This is a genomic window from Pantoea sp. AN62 (genome assembly GCF_050432985.1).
GTDB classification, from domain to species: Bacteria; Pseudomonadota; Gammaproteobacteria; order Enterobacterales; family Enterobacteriaceae; genus Pantoea; species Pantoea brenneri.
The window spans coordinates 536472-551474 of record NZ_JBNPYB010000001.1; the positions used below are offsets into that span (position 1 = coordinate 536472).

Consider the following 15003-nt stretch of genomic DNA (forward strand, 5'->3'; position numbering starts at 1 on the left):
ATGATAAAAGAACTCGATATTGCTGATGTCGCCGATCGCAGCGGGCTTGCGCCTTCAGCGCTGCGTTTTTATGAAAAGAAGGGGCTGATCAAATCGATTGGCCGCAAAGGATTACGTCGGCAATACTGCGCCAGCGTGCTTGAAAAACTGGCGCTGATCACACTGGGCCGCAGCGCCGGTTTTACTCTGGATGAGATTGCCAGTCTGTTTGATGCACAGGGTAAACTCTCGCTGGATCGACTCTTGCTCATCGCTAAAGCCGACGAGATCGATAACACGATTCGTCAGTTGAAAAAGGTCCGTGATGGTTTGAGACACGTCGCGCACTGTCCTGCCAGCGATCACCTGCTATGCCCGGAATTTCAGAAAATTGTCCGGCGTATGCAATCCCGGTCAGATCGCACAACGGGTTATCACTCCAATTCACCCGCAGCCCTGACCTGACCTGACCTGACCTGACCTGACGCCCGTCGTCAGTGCAGGCGGCGGGTTTGCAGCGCAACCGACCAGCGCTGGCGCTGGCAACGCGGGCAGACCGCTTGCTGCTGACCGGCGATCTGCTGCGTCTGGCCGCAGTGGGTACAGGCATAGAGTCCGCTGTGCGGCACGGTATCGAAATCCTGGCGGTGTTCGGGCGGTAATACGCTTAAACCGGCACGCATCTCATCGTCGTTGTAAAAGTAGATGCTCAGCTGACCATCTACTTCCACCAGCGCCAGCCGGATCTGCCCCAGATGCTCTACCCCACTCTGTCGCAACTCCATGTAGAACTCATCTTCCGAAATGTTCAGATGATCGAGACTCTCCAGCACATACAGCCCCTGTTTGATCAGCGTAATCACATCGCCCTGAATCAGACGTGAAAAGCGCGGGCTGCGCGCAGTCAGCATGGTGGTCAGCCGGTAGAGCGTCAGCAACACCACAAACACCATGATCACCGGCAACACCGGCACATCGTCATAGAAGGTGACATCACCTGAGGCGGACCCGAGCGTCAGAATGACCACCAGTTCGAACAGCGACAGCTGACGCACTCCGCGGCGACCCGAGACTTTCAAAAAGGTGAACACCACCAGATAAGCGATCAGCACCCGCGCTACCACCTCAAACAGAAAAGTGGCGGGTTGATCGTTGAGTAAGAAACGGTGCCAGTCGAATGAGAACATAAGCTGTGAAACATCCTGTCAGTCAAAAGGAGCCGCGATGCCGTGGCCGGTCGGTTAACCGCCTGCCGATCGAGGCCAGTGATAAATTAATCTTGCTGGTGGAAGATGAAAAGGCAAGCGAAGCAGCACCTTCCCCGGCCGCTGAGTCTGCCCGCTTTGCATCTCATGGAAAAGGTTCACAAAGCTTAAAATCGCCCGTTACCGGTGACGTTTCGCTTATCGTCTTACGCTAAATTTCAAAGCTTAAATTTTCCTGATTTATAATGGCTATATTCTGCCGCTGTGCTTTTTCTTTTTACATCAATACATTGCGAAGAACCTCGCCTTACCTATACTTTCCAGTAAGGCTTCCATAACCCTCAGTAACACTACGAGAAGCCAGCAGTTTTCCCGCCGATAGCGCTGCGTGTTGTTACCCGCTATCCCTCACTCGTCGTCAATGCGTCAGGCCCTGCTGCCTGCAACGCTGCGTCGGCTGATTCTGGCAAGGAGCGCCCGCCAGTGCAGAGTGGCCACACCGGCCAGTCTGTTTTACATACTGCCCCCCTCACCTGACCCGTTCTGCTACGGCTTGTCAGCGGGATAAGTGTTGCTGTTTTACGGGAGATGCCATGACCCCCTTTACCAGTTTCTGGCAGGCCGGCTATGAAGGTGCCGATCACATCAATCCTGCGGGCGTCGCGCTGTCGATGAACGACCTGAACCAGCATCAGGCGCGTGCGGCAGAGGATTATGCCGCGCTGGCACCGTTCGCTATCCGAACCGTGCGCGAAAGCGTCGGCTGGCGACTGTGCGAACGGGATGGCCGCTATGACTTTTCAACCGTCGCCGCCCGGATGCAGGCGGCCCAACAACAGGGCATCCAGCTAAGCTGGACCTTCTGCCATTACGGCTGGCCCGACGACCTGAGCCTGTTTGACCACGACTTTGTCAGCCGTTTCGCCGCCTTTTGCGGCGCGCTGGCGCGCTTTCTGGCTCCCTGGTATCACAGCGCACCGGTCTATTCGCCGATGAATGAAATCTCTTTTCTCAGCTGGGGTATCTCGGTTGGCGTATTTGCCTGCGCCAGTTGCCCACAACCGGATTGCGCCGATGCCGCTAAACAGCAGCTGGTGCGGGCCACGCTGGCGGCCTGCGATGCGATCTGGCAGGCCGATCCGCGGGCGCGTCTGCTGCATTGCGATCCGCTGATCCATATCGTGCCCGATCCGGCCGATCCCGACAGCGTTCAGACCGCCGCGCTGATGCGTGAAACCCAGTATCAGGCGTGGGACATGCTGAGCGGCAGGCTGCATCCCGAACTCGGAGGTGCAGAACGTTATCTCGACCTGATCGGCGTGAATTACTACCACGATAATCAGTGGGAGCAGGGATCGAATCAGCGCCTCTATTGGCACCTTGGCGATCCCCGTCGAGCGCCGTTACATCAGCTGCTCCGGCAGGTGTCTCAGCGCTATCAGCGCCCGCTGCTGCTGGCGGAAACCAGCCACGTCGGCAGCGGACGCGGTGCCTGGATCGGCCAGATTGGCGCCCAGGTCGCGCAGGCGCTGCTGGCGGGCGTCGACCTGCTCGGCATCTGCCTCTATCCCATCCTTGATCGGCCTTTATGGGAGCACCCCACCTTCTGGACCCGCAGCGGCCTGTGGGATCTCGATTGGCTGGGACCCGATCCTTACGCCCGCCAGTTACAGCACCCTTACGCTGACGCTTTGCGCCAGGCGCAGCAATCCTTGCAACACATCCAACTATCACAACGGCATTGTCAGGAGTCCGCTATGAACAACCCACCAGTACTCATTGTTTTCAGCCATTTACGTTGGGGCTTTGTTTTTCAGCGTCCGCAGCAGTTGCTGACGCGCCTGGCGCAGCACTATCGGGTGCTGTTTGTCGAAGAGCCGGTCTGGCAGGCCGGGCCGCCAGGACTGCATCAGAGTCAGCCGGCCGCCAATATTACGGTGATCCAGCCGCATACCGATATTCAGGCTGCCGGGTTTCACGACAGCCAGATCGCCCCGCTGCAACTGCTGCTGGCTCCGCTGATGGACGAAGATCAACAACCGCTGGTGTGGTTTTATACGCCGATGGCGCTGCCGTTGCTGACGCCGTTTAATCCGTCGCTGGTAATTTACGACTGCATGGATGAGCTTTCTGCCTTTCACAATGCTCCGCGCCAGCTTCAGCAGCGCGAGTCAGCGCTGATGACCCGCGCCGATCTGGTGTTTACCGGCGGCTCCAGCCTGTATGAAGCCAAACGTGATAAACATCCGCAGGTGTACTGCTTCCCGAGCAGCGTGGATGCCGTCCATTTTGAGCAGGCGCGCGATCGCAGCAACCGCCATCCGTTGCAGGATTCGATTCCCGCCCGGCGTCTTGGCTACTATGGCGTGCTGGATGAGCGCATCGATCTGCCGCTGATCGCCGCGCTGGCTGACAGTCATCCCGACTGGCAGATTATTATGGTCGGCCCGGTGGTGAAAATAGATCCGGCCAGCCTGCCGCAGCGTGCCAATATTCACTGGCTCGGCCAGCAGCCTTATCAGGCGCTGCCGCAGTTCCTCGCGGGCTGGGATGTCTGCCTGATGCCGTTCGCGCTCAACGCCTCGACCCGCTACATTTCGCCGACCAAAGTGCTGGAGTATATGGCGGCGCAACTGCCGATTGTCAGTACCGCCATTACCGACGTCGCCCGCCACTATGCCGATGAGGTCGCCGTCGCCGGTGATCATCAGCAGTTTATCGCCGCCTGTGAACGGGCAATCGCCCTCAGCGCGGCCGACCGGCTGGCGCTGGCGGGAAACATGCAGGCAAAAGTCGCTGCCACCTCGTGGGACAGCACGGTGGAACAGGTACACGCGCTGATCCAGCAGGCGCTGACCCGCAAACAGACACTGACCACGGCCAGCCCGCCGCTGACCGAACCGCAGCAGGCTAACGTCAGCGCGTTAACCCCGGCGATGCTGGAGAGTGCCGCGGTGGAGTGCCTGATTATCGGTGCCGGGCCGACCGGCCTGAGCGCCGGTTATCACTACGGTGAAGGCGCGGTGCTGCTGGAAAAAAATGCCACACCTGGCGGCTGGTGCCGGTCGGTTGAGGATCAGGGGTTCACCTTCGATTACGCCGGCCACATTATGTTTTCGCAGGACCCTTACGTCCTGCAGCTGTATCAGATGCTGCTGGGCGACAACCTGCACTGGCAGGCGCGTGAAGCCTGGGTCTATACCGACGGCGTCTTTACCCGCTATCCGTTCCAGTCTGCGCTGCATGGTCTGCCGGTGGAGGTGGTGAAGGAGTGCGTGCTGGGGGCGATTGAAGCACGTTATGGCGAAAGCGCGCCCGTAGCCGTACCGCTGGAACGGGCACGTCAGCGGCGTGACTGCTGCGCCGACGGTGCGCTGCCTGATGAGGGCAACGGCGTTGGCGAGGTGCAGGATCAGGAAGATTTCCATCACTTTATCCTGCGCACCTGGGGCAAAGGCATCGCACGACACTTCGCCCTGCCCTACAACCAGAAGCTGTGGAAAGTGCCGCTGACCGATATGGAAACCTCGTGGCTGGGCGGACGGGTGCCGTTACCGGATCTGGCGCAGATTATTGATGGCGCGCTACAGCCGCTGGCGAAACCGGTTGGTCCGAATGCCCGCTTTGGCTATCCGCTGCGGGGCGGCTTCCAGGCATTGATGTCCGGTTTTCTGCCACATCTGAAGTGCCAGCTCGAGACCGGGGCGCGCTTAATCCGGCTTCATCCGCAGGCGCACGTCGCGCTGCTGGCCGACGGACGCCACTATCGCTATCAACAGCTGATCAGCACTATGCCGCTGCCGGAGCTGATTAAACTGATGGGTGATGAGGTACCGGACACGGTGCAGCAGGCGGCGGCGCAGCTGCAGTTTGTCTCAGTCCGCTGCGTCAATCTGGGGATCGGTCGCGCCGGGCTGACGGATAAACACTGGATTTACTATCCCGGCGATACCCTGTTTCATCGCATCTTCGTGCAGGGCAATGCCAGTCCGCACTGTAATCCGCCCGGCGGTTTCGGCTTAACCTGCGAGATCACCTACAATGCCGCTAACCCGCTGCCGCTGGAGGGCGAGGCGCTGATTGAGCGCTGCCGTCAGGACTGCATCCGGGTCGGGATGATCCGCGATGACGATCGGCTGCTGTGCGCGTCGCAGGTTGATATGCCCTACGCCTATGTGGTGTATGACCATGCACGCAGCCGTAACGTGGCGCTGATCCGGCAGTGGCTGCTGACGCAGGATATTCACTTATCCGGCCGATACAGCGAGTGGGAGTATTACAACTCTGACCACGCCTTTCTCGCCGGTAAACGCGCGGCTGAAAATGTCAGGATGCAGCATCTCAGCCAGCGCACGCGCGGTTAACCCCGGTCAGGCAGCCAGCGGCTCAGGCCACGCGCTGGCTGCACTTCGCCGCTTTCAGCGACTGCAACTGCTGCAGTCGCGAATCCGCCTTATGGCTGGCGTTGAGCTTCGCAATGCCGTTACCGATACCAAAATCCCCGATGAAGCCCATCACGGTCAGCGCATCGAAGCGGCCGGTTTGATCAATCTCACTCTGCACGCTGTGGGCTTTGACGATCTCCTGATCCAGCAGTCTGCAATCCAGCACCGCCGTCTCTTCAGGCGTTACCGCGGACGCCTGCGGATACTGTTTGGTGGCGCAGCCGCTTAACAGCATCACCAGCACGCCTGACATCACTATTCTGTTCATTATTCACCGCCATCGTTTCATTGCGCTCAGGGATATATCGGCAGCGCAGCCAGCGATCGTGAATCTGTTTGCTACCAATAATGGGCGAAACCGCTACGCTAAGGTAGGATTTAGCGCGCCGCAATAAAGCCATGCCCTGCCTGCAGCCCAGGTCAGGCTGCGGGCGGCATCGGCGGGTTAATTATTTTCGCCTTATCTTTCAATTTGTTAGCCAGAATGGTGCTGTAGCTGGCATCCTTAACAGAGTAAAAGCCTGACGCGAAAGCTGCCCGATAGCGCTCGTCTGAACGAAGCTATGCGCAGCACACGCGGCAATCAGGGTTATCAGGGGACGTTTACCATGAGGTTTTTCCATGCGTTTTAAAGGATTGAACATCGGTTTTTTCATTCTGATTCTGGCGATTGCTACCCTCGCCTTTTTTGAGGTGCTGTCACCCTATTTTTCGCCGATTTTATGGGCGGCGATTCTGGCGGTGATTTTCCATCCGCTAAAAACCTACCTGCGGACCCGAATGGGCGAGCGCAATGGTCTGGCGGCGTTGCTGACCCTGCTCTGTATCTGCCTGATCGTCTTCACGCCGCTGGCGATAATCGCCTCCTCGCTGGTGGTCGAAACTAACGCGGTTTACCACAAGCTCCAGACAAACTCGGCGCAGTTCCCGGTGGTGTTTGCTGACCTGTTGCAGCATTTGCCGCGCTGGGCGAAACATTTCCTCGCCGAAAATAATCTGGATAACGCCACGCAGATTCAGGAGAAACTCTCCTCATTCGCCCTGAAGGGAGGCCAGTACGTAGCAGGCAGCGCCTTCATCATCGGTAAAGGCACCTTTAGCTTTACCGTGGGCTTTGGCGTGATGCTCTATCTGCTGTTTTTCCTGCTGAAAGATGGCTCTTACCTGGTGCATCTGATCCTGGAAGCGTTGCCGCTGTCGACCTACGTTAAGCATCACCTGCTGGTGAAATTTGCTGCGGTCGCGCGTGCCACGGTGAAAGGCACCGTGGTGGTCGGGGTGGTTCAGGGGATACTCGGCGGTCTGGCGTTCTGGTTTACCGGCATTGACGGCAGCCTGCTGTGGGGTGCGCTGATGGCGTTCCTGTCACTGATACCGGCGGTCGGTTCCGCCATCATCTGGGTGCCAGCAGCGGTATTCTTCTTTGCCACCGGCGCGCTGTGGAAAGGTCTGTTCCTGGTGGGCTTCTTTGTGGTGATTGTGGGCCTGGTGGATAACATTCTGCGTCCGCTGCTGGTCGGCAAAGATACCAAAATGCCTGACTACCTGATCCTGATCGCCACGCTGGGCGGTATGGAAATCTACGGCATTAATGGCTTTGTGATCGGTCCGGTGATTGCCGCGCTGTTTATCGCCTGCTGGAATCTGCTGTCAGGCCGCGATAACCGCGAAAACATCGAAGAGATTGATGAAGAGGTGATCGAGGAAGGCAAGAAACAGTCAGACACCGCAGCCGAAGCCGCGGCTGAAGCCGCCGCTGCGGCTGCGGATGCGGCAGCTGAAGCCGAAATCAAAGTCTCGGCATTAGCCGCCGCCGAGGCGGAGAAAACGGCCAGCGCCAGCAAAAAGTAAATAAAAAAACCCACCTGACGGTGGGTTTCTTTTTTAATCTGACAGACTGTTTAATCTGGCAACAGGCGGCTTAGTTAGTCGCTTTGTTTTTCAGATCTTCAGCACCCTGCTTGGTTTTATCCCAGCCTTTCTCGGTGCCTTCTTTGGTCTTGTTCCAGCCTTTCTGCGCGCCTTCAGTCACTTTGCTGCTGGTGGCATCGCTTTTGCCTTCAGCCGCATGCTGAGACTTGAGCTTTAACTCTTCTCCCTGATGCTGTGTCTGATGCAGTTTTTCTTTTGCGGTATCCGCGCCTTTATGCGCTTCTGCAACGGTGTTGTCTGTGGTGGTCGCGGCAAAGACTGGCGAAGCCAGTAAAATAGCAGACAGTGCAATAATTGTTTTCTTCATAATTCCCTCTGTATTGAATAGTTGCCGTGTCAGGTTTTAATCCTGGCATAGCGCGGCCAGGAAAGATTTAAGAATAAACCAGGAATGAAAAAGGGCCAGTTTGCGCCAGAAAAATCGCTATCCGCCCGATATTCACGCCCTCACCATAACGCCAGCTGCGGATCGTCATCCGGTTTTGCCTTCGCTTTTTGCGGTCGGGCAGGCGGTGCCGGTCGCTGCATCTGCTGGTCAATCCACTGCAACAACACCGCCACCAGATACGCCTGCTGCCCGGCGTTCAGTGGCTGGTCCGGCGCAATGTGGTGCCATTTACTCAGGCAGCCGCGGCAACAGATGGCGGTCGCATGCTGGGCGATAAACACCGGATGCCCGCGCATCGGCGTCTGTTTGCCGTCATTGGCCGGCCGGGCCGGGGCCAGCCGCTGGGCAATAAACTCCGCCGCATGCTGGCGCAGTACCGCTTCGCCTTTGCTGCTGGCGTAGTCATATTCTGCCCGTCCCAGCCGGAAACGCTGGCGAAACGGCGACTGTGCCAGACGGGTAAAAAGATCGTCAGAAGAGGTCATAAAGTCTCAGATCGGGCCTTAATCGTATTTGCGCCCCGCCAGATAACGCACGCCCTGCGGGCCAAACGCTTCACGGTGCAGTTCGTTGGATTGAAGATGGAACGTCTCTCCGGGGTGATAGGTGATGTCACTCTGCTCGGTGCTGATGGTGATGTCGCCACTGAGAATCAGGGCCAGCGCCTCAAAGGGATGGACATGATTATCGAGCTGGGTGGCGGCTGCGCGCTCGACCAGTACCGGTTCATCAAAACCCTGTTCGGCTAACAACGTTCTGAATTCGTGTTCCGTCATTGTTCCTCCTGCGTGTGGACCTGAACATTAGCAGTGTAGACGATCTTTATTATCTGTCGGTATGCCTGTCGCGCTGCGTAAAGTAGCGCAAGGCCGGTTGTGAGCCGGTGGTGCCAGTGCTGTACTTGCCGCTCCGTCACCACCAGGAGAGACCACAGGTATGCCTGCACCGCTTAATACCGCCCTGCTACTGATCAATCAGCGCTCGCGTAAAGGGCGGACCGACGCCAGCCGGGCGAGAACGCTGCTTACCGAGAGCGGCATCGCCCTGCTGCAGCCGCCCGACGAGGATGCGCGCAGCTACCCTGAGCTGATTAACGCTTACGCCGATCGCGTTGATGCGGTCATCGTCGGAGGCGGCGACGGTACGCTCAATGCTGCCGCGCCCGGCCTGATGCAGACCGGTCTGCCGCTCGGTATTTTACCGCTCGGTACCGCCAACGATTTTGCCCGCACCCTGGGCATCGGTGCCAGTCTGGAGCAGGCGGTGAAGGTTATTGCTGACGGTAACCTGCGCCCGGTCGATCTCGGCGAAGTGAATCAGCACCTGTTCCTCAACGTCTGCAGCATCGGCTTTTCAGCGGAACTGGCACGGAATCTGACGGCGGAATCGAAAAAACGCTGGGGTATCGGCGGCTATGCGCTGGCCGCCCTGCGGCTGTTACGCCAGAGTCGCCCGTTCAGCGCCACGCTGATCCATCAGGGTGAGCGGACGCCAGTCAAAACCGTGCAGGTTTCGGTCGGCAATGGCCGGTTTTATGGCGGTGGTATGACGGTGGAACAGCGCGCGACTCCGGATGACGGCCTGCTGGATGTTTACAGTCTGGAGTTGCAGCGAAGCTGGCAGCTGATCGCCCTGCTGCCTGCGCTGCGACGCGGCACCCACGGGCGCTGGCGTAACGTGCGGGCGTTCAGCACCACTGAATTGATCATTGAGACGCGTCGTCCTCATTACATCAATGCGGACGGCGAGATTATCGGGCAGACGCCAGCGCATTTTCGCCTGATTGCGCAGGCACTGCGGGTTTATGCGCCATCCGCTGGAGTGGGGAAATAGGGAGTCACACTTAATCGCCTGCAGCCACCGTCCGAATCAGGACTCTGTTGCGTGTTGCTCAGCATAATCAATGTGTTCTGACAGATTAACCACCAGCTTTTTCGCCATCTCCAGGGTCATGCCGAAATAGAGAGACTCCTGCTGGCGTTTGGTGAACGGGGCTTTGGGATCGTGGTAACCAAACTGCAGCACCAGCGCCTGATGACCGGTAAGCGGCCCGATGTGCCAGCCGGTGACCGGATAGAAGGTAAAACTGTTAAATTTATTCACTTTGAACCTGACCGTGAAAGCATAACGCTGATTGGGAGTCAGGCCAGCTCTGGTTATAAAAACGTGAGTGGAGAGCTGAGTCTGAACTAAATCCGCAAAATCACAAGGGGAACGGCAGAATAAGCGAAGCGTGATGCTCGCCGGGCAGGTATACGCTAACGCGCTGACCGAACAGGAAAAATCACCTGCAGACGCCGGACCGCAACGCCTGCAGGGCCTGACAGCGCGCTGCCAATTATTTTTGCGGCAGCGGAATAATTGAAATGTGGCCGTTTACCTCCAGCACCGCATATTTAATCTGGTCAAACCGTTCCAGTCCCTGACTCGATCGCGCCGCTTCCAGCACATCATCAGGGCTGATGCCGGTCATTTTCATCCGTTCAGTCAGTAAATTGCCATTCTCAACCAGGATCACCGGACCGCCATCAATCGCCTGCTCGACCACCGGGAAACGGTTTTTCAGTTTTCCCAGCACGATATCGATGGTCACCAGCGTAATGATGGTCAGGGCGGCACCGGTAACCGAAAAGTCGTCGCCCAGCAGCGCCTGCTGGGTCGCTTCACTGATGATCAGCAGCAGGATTAAATCAAACGAGGTCATCTGCAACAGCGTGCGTCTGCCGGCGATTTTGATCACCACCATCAGCACCAGATAGATACCCGCCGCACGTAATACCGTTTCCATAAAGCGCTCCTGTCAGGGATAAATCCATTGGGTGAAACGGGCCGGCGGATGCTCGCCGCTGCTGACGCTGACGGCAATGCGGCCTGGACTGCGTGGCTGCAGGCCGAGCCAGATGGCGTGATCCGGGCCGGTATCGCGCGACGAGAAGGTCAGCCGCAGATCGCTGCCGAGGGTAATCGCCTCCAGCGGCTGCGGCTGCAGCGTCTGAATTTGCAGATTATCCAGCGCCCCGTGACCGAGGGTGACGCTGAACCGCTCCGCCGTCGGTGATTTGATGCGGATCGTCATGTCCATATTGCTCTGGACCCGGCCAAAACGCTCATACTCCACCCGAATCGCGCCATCCGGCGACACGGCGCTGCCGTTACTCAGCACCCCTTTTGAAAACAGCCCGCACGCGCCGAGAATCACCAGAAGGATCAGGAGATACTCGCCGACGCGCTGAATCAGCCATTCACGGCGTATCCAGCGGACATCTTCTTTTATCGGGTAATCCCGACTGCTGATTTGCTCTTTTTTCACCGTTGCCTCGCCTCCTGTCAATACCACCCGCCAAACTGCATCCTGCCTAAAGCATAGCGGGCGTCGGTTTATTTACCGCGTCGTTCAATCCAGAACGACCAGCTGTGATAAAGCAGCGTCAGCGGCATGGCGATGGCCGCGCCCACCAGCACAAACCCCTGGGTGACCGGTGATGACGCGCTCTCACTGAGGGTAAATTGGTGCGGCACTAACCACGGATAAAGACCACACAGCAGGCCGATAAACACTGCGCCGATCAGCATCAGCGTCACCAAAAGCTGCACCAGCGGCCGGGCGCGCCACAGCGCCAGCGGCAAGGCAATCCACAGGATGACGATCGCCACACCGGCCACTTTCCCCAGCGGGCGCTGCCAGCTTTGCTGCCAGAGGTCGGCGTTAAGATAGAGTTCGATCAGAAACACCAGCAGCGCCAGCAGCCACCACAGCCAGCTCTGTGCTTCGGCCAGCGGCTGCACCTTGTCGCCAATCCGCCAGCCGATCCAGCAGCAGGCCAGCAGCGAATTAATCGCCATTAAGCCCACGCCGCTGATCAGCGGAACCATGCTCAGTCCATCGGGCAGGCCGGTGTGCGGCTGGGCGCTGATGATCATTCCGGCGCACCAGCCCTGAATAAAGGTCGCCAGCGCCGAACTGCTGGCCATAATGCGGTCCAGCCAGTGACGTAAGCGGGTGCTGCTCTGGGCGCGATACTCCAGCGCCATCGCCCGCACCACCAGCGCCAGTAACATGGCGAACAGCGGCGCGCTCAGCTCGCTGAGCAGCAGGCTGTAGACCGGCGGAAACAGCGCCAGCAAGCCGCCCGCGGCCAGCACCAGCCAGGTTTCATTGGCATCCCACACCGGCAAAATGCTGTGGGTCATCAGTTCACGCTGCTGGTCGTCGTGAAACCAGAAAAACAGCATCCCCACGCCGAGGTCGGTGCCATCCAGCAGCAGATAGAGCAGCAGCGAAAGACAGATGATCAGCGCAGAAAGATCGGCCATGGCGGACTCCTAATTGGGCGTTTTCAGCTGAATAACCACCGGTTTTCCCGACGGCAGTTCACCCTTAATCCGGCGCAGCAGATAGTGTAAGCCGAGGGCGAACACCAGCCCGTAGATCAGCAGTACCGCGAGGAAAATACCGAGCGTGGTGCTGAGCGCCAGCGGCGACACGCTCTGTGCGGTGCGCACCATGCCATAGACCGTCCACGGCTGACGCCCGACTTCGGTTACGACCCAGCCTGACAGCAGCGCGACAAAGCCGGCTGGCGAGAGCCAGGTCAGCCAGCGCAGCAAGCGCGCTGAGACCGGTAATCGCCCGCGCCAGCGCTGCACATTGGCCACCAGCGTGGTCAGCAGGATCACCCCGCCTAAGCCCACCATCAGGCGAAAGGCGAAAAAGACCGGCAGCACCGGCGGGATCGCATCGGCGGGAAATTCGCTGAGACTTTTGATGTGGCCGGTAAGATTGTGCCGCAGATAGAGCGAGCCGAGATTGGGCAGGCTGATCTCCAGATGGTTGCGCTGCGCCTGCTGATCCGGCAGCGCAAACAGCCGCAGCGGTTCGCCCTCGCCGGGTGCCGGCGGATGCCAGCCGCCTTCGATGGCCGCCAGTTTGGCTGGCTGATAGTCGCGGGTATTTTCACCGTGCAGATCGCCCAGAACGATCTGCAGCGGCACGGCAAACAGCAGAAAGGTCAGCGCACTGTTGAGCATCAGGCGTGAAGCAGCCTCAGCTTTAAAATGGCGCAGCCGCCAGGCCGCCACGCCCATCACCAGCACCGCCACGGCAATCAGTGATGCCATCACCATATGGCTGAAGCGCCACGGAAAGGAGGGGGATAGTAAGATCGATCGCCAGCTTTCGGCCAGAAACACGCCGTTCTCATCACGGCTGAAACCGACCGGCGTATGCATCCACGAATTAGCGGCCAGAATCCAGAAGGCGCTAAGAAACGCCCCGGCCGCCACCAGACAGGTCACCGTGAAATGCACCGCCGGACGAATTTTATTGAAGCCAAACAGCATTACGCCGGTCAGCGCCGATTCGAGAAAAAAGGCGATCAGCACCTCATAAAACATCAACGGCCCGATAACGCCGCCGACCTGATGTGAAAAGCGCGCCCAGTGAGTGCCGAACTGAAACTCCATCACCACGCCAGAGACCGCGCCGATTGCCACCGTCAGGGAAAAGATTGTCAGCCAGAAGTGCAGCGCATCGCGGGCGGCCTGCTGTTTGCCCCACAGCCAGCGCGCTTCAAACCACACCAGAAAAGGGGCCAGCCCCAGCGTCAGCGCCGCGAGGGTAATGTGCATGCCCATGGTTAGCGCGAACTGCGTCCGGGCTATGATTAAAACCCAGTCGGCGTCAGTCACGATCGGGCTTACCCTTAGCGCCCCGCACAGGACGCGGTGGATGAGCGTCAGACGTTAATAAGCGCGGAGGGTTAATCCGTTCTGTCATCTGAATTTCTCCGGATGTAAATGCGTCGCCGCATATCAGCGCTGCAAATCAGCAGTGCAAACTCTATTTCGCCAGGGCGGCGGTGTTATACGATTGTATTATCAGCGTAGCGAACAAATAAAAAAGCGGCCAGTTAAGCCGTGCGCCGGATATAGAAACAGGACCAGGCCAGGCTTATTTCCACTGCAGAATAATCTGGCCTTACTGAAAAAATAGTTATTATTCGCCGTGGTTGTCGCTGCGCTTAAATAAGGATAAGCGCAGCGCGTAAATAAACTACCGGGTAATTGTCCGCAACGTTACAGCCAGCCTGAACGGCGTAATTTCGCCCACAGTCCGCCGCAGGCCAGCAGGGTTATGCCGACCGCCAGCGGATAGCCATACAGCGACTTAAGCTCGGGCATATGTTCGAAGTTCATGCCGTACATGCTGAATATCACGGTCGGGATCACCAGTATCGCCCCCCAGCCCGCCAGCTTTTTCACCACCTCATTCTGCTGTACCGTCACCAGCGCCAGATTGACCTGCATGGCGCTGGTCAGCATCTCGCGCATATCCTCGGCGTCGGTCACCACATGACGGGCGTGATCCTGCACGTCACGGATATAGGCCCGCAGCGGGCGCGGGATCAGATCTTCATGCAGGTGAATCAGCTGATTACAGATCTCCTCCAGCGGCAGCGCGGCATTGCGCAGCGTCAGCAGATGACGGCGCAGAGTGTAGACCGCCTGCACCGACTGACGATCAAATTCGCTTTTGAACAGATCGTTCTCCATCTGGCCGACCCGTTCATTCAGTGAGGTCGAGAGTTCCGCATAGCGATCGACAATAAAGTCGAGCAGGCAATAGAGCGGATAACCCGGTCCGAGCTTAAGCAGCGCCGGGTTTTCTGCTGCCCGCTCACGCACCGGTGAATAGCTTTCTGACGCGCCGTGACGGATGCTGATCAGGAAATTTTTCCCGACAAAGAAATGGGTTTCGCCGAGTTCGCAGCTGTCATCTTTTGCCCGCACCGTCTTAACCACAATAAACAGCGATTCGCCGTAATGCTCAATCTTGGGCCGCTGATGGGCATAGAGAGCATCCTCGACTGCCAGTTCGTGCAGCCCGAACTCCTCTTTGATTTTCTCCATGAACGCCGGATCGGGCTGCCACAGGCCAAGCCAGATAAACGCATCCGGCTGCTTAATCACCTCACTGATTTTCTCGACATCCACCTCTTCGCCCGCACATCCCGGACGATAGACCCTGCTGCTTACGATCATCTTCTGCACTCTC

At 58.2% G+C, this 15003-nt stretch carries 15 protein-coding genes; 4 read left to right on the top strand and 11 right to left on the bottom strand.

Annotation, left to right across the window (positions count from 1 at the left end; genetic code table 11):
• The first annotated feature begins 3 nt into the window (after positions 1–3).
• Positions 4–444: a helix-turn-helix domain-containing protein gene (locus FHW04_RS02635; protein WP_162287702.1), complete on the top strand. Its 441-nt coding sequence runs from the start codon at positions 4–6 to the stop codon at positions 442–444.
• Between the two features lie 29 nt (positions 445–473).
• Here the strand turns inward: FHW04_RS02635 and FHW04_RS02640 are convergent, their stop codons facing one another.
• On the bottom strand, positions 474–1166 hold the full coding sequence (locus FHW04_RS02640; RefSeq protein ID WP_031377734.1) for a DUF421 domain-containing protein: 693 nt from the start codon (positions 1164–1166) through the stop codon (positions 474–476).
• Between the two features lie 611 nt (positions 1167–1777).
• Here FHW04_RS02640 and FHW04_RS02645 point away from each other — a divergent pair.
• On the top strand, positions 1778–5548 hold the full coding sequence (locus FHW04_RS02645) for an FAD-dependent oxidoreductase (RefSeq protein ID WP_089561157.1): 3771 nt from the start codon (positions 1778–1780) through the stop codon (positions 5546–5548).
• A 22-nt stretch (positions 5549–5570) separates the two neighbouring features.
• On the opposite strand, the gene FHW04_RS02650 is transcribed toward FHW04_RS02645, so the two are convergent.
• Positions 5571–5897, bottom strand: coding sequence for a hypothetical protein (locus FHW04_RS02650; RefSeq protein WP_069728005.1), 327 nt, complete (start codon positions 5895–5897; stop codon positions 5571–5573).
• Between the two features lie 353 nt (positions 5898–6250).
• Here FHW04_RS02650 and FHW04_RS02655 point away from each other — a divergent pair, with 353 nt between their 5' ends.
• Positions 6251–7480 carry an AI-2E family transporter gene (locus tag FHW04_RS02655; RefSeq protein WP_031377285.1) on the top strand — a complete coding sequence of 410 codons (1230 nt, stop codon included), beginning with the start codon at positions 6251–6253 and terminating at the stop codon, positions 7478–7480.
• 70 nt (positions 7481–7550) lie between these two features.
• Here the strand turns inward: FHW04_RS02655 and FHW04_RS02660 are convergent, their stop codons facing one another.
• The 3 genes from FHW04_RS02660 to FHW04_RS02670 all read right to left on the bottom strand — a co-directional run bounded on the left by FHW04_RS02660 (position 7551) and on the right by FHW04_RS02670 (position 8725).
• Complete coding sequence (locus tag FHW04_RS02660; protein WP_031377286.1) at positions 7551–7868, bottom strand: hypothetical protein; 318 nt, start codon at positions 7866–7868, stop codon at positions 7551–7553.
• 140 nt (positions 7869–8008) lie between these two features.
• Positions 8009–8434, bottom strand: coding sequence for a DUF4186 domain-containing protein (locus FHW04_RS02665; protein ID WP_031377287.1), 426 nt, complete (start codon positions 8432–8434; stop codon positions 8009–8011).
• A gap of 18 nt (positions 8435–8452) precedes the next feature.
• Entirely contained in the window at positions 8453–8725 is a 273-nt protein-coding gene (locus FHW04_RS02670) for a cupin domain-containing protein (RefSeq protein WP_031377288.1), read from the bottom strand.
• 160 nt (positions 8726–8885) lie between these two features.
• Between FHW04_RS02670 and FHW04_RS02675 the strand changes: the two genes are divergently transcribed.
• Complete coding sequence (locus tag FHW04_RS02675; protein ID WP_089561158.1) at positions 8886–9782, top strand: lipid kinase; 897 nt, start codon at positions 8886–8888, stop codon at positions 9780–9782.
• Between the two features lie 36 nt (positions 9783–9818).
• Here FHW04_RS02675 and FHW04_RS02680 read toward each other — a convergent pair whose 3' ends face one another.
• The 6 genes from FHW04_RS02680 to FHW04_RS02705 form a co-directional block, all read right to left on the bottom strand.
• The gene (locus FHW04_RS02680; protein WP_031377290.1) at positions 9819–10052 is read right to left on the bottom strand and encodes a hypothetical protein; all 234 of its coding nucleotides are present in this window, start codon (positions 10050–10052) and stop codon (positions 9819–9821) included.
• Between the two features lie 235 nt (positions 10053–10287).
• Positions 10288–10737 (bottom strand): DUF421 domain-containing protein, encoded by a 450-nt coding sequence (locus FHW04_RS02685; protein ID WP_046288466.1) that lies wholly within the window; start codon positions 10735–10737, stop codon positions 10288–10290.
• A gap of 12 nt (positions 10738–10749) precedes the next feature.
• Entirely contained in the window at positions 10750–11259 is a 510-nt protein-coding gene (locus FHW04_RS02690; RefSeq protein WP_031377291.1) for a hypothetical protein, read from the bottom strand.
• 68 nt (positions 11260–11327) lie between these two features.
• Complete coding sequence (locus FHW04_RS02695; protein ID WP_089561159.1) at positions 11328–12263, bottom strand: cytochrome d ubiquinol oxidase subunit II; 936 nt, start codon at positions 12261–12263, stop codon at positions 11328–11330.
• A 9-nt stretch (positions 12264–12272) separates the two neighbouring features.
• The gene (locus tag FHW04_RS02700) at positions 12273–13637 is read right to left on the bottom strand and encodes a cytochrome ubiquinol oxidase subunit I (RefSeq protein WP_089561160.1); all 1365 of its coding nucleotides are present in this window, start codon (positions 13635–13637) and stop codon (positions 12273–12275) included.
• A gap of 387 nt (positions 13638–14024) precedes the next feature.
• Entirely contained in the window at positions 14025–14990 is a 966-nt protein-coding gene (locus FHW04_RS02705; RefSeq protein ID WP_031377295.1) for a magnesium and cobalt transport protein CorA, read from the bottom strand.
• Between the last annotated feature and the right edge of the window lie 13 nt (positions 14991–15003).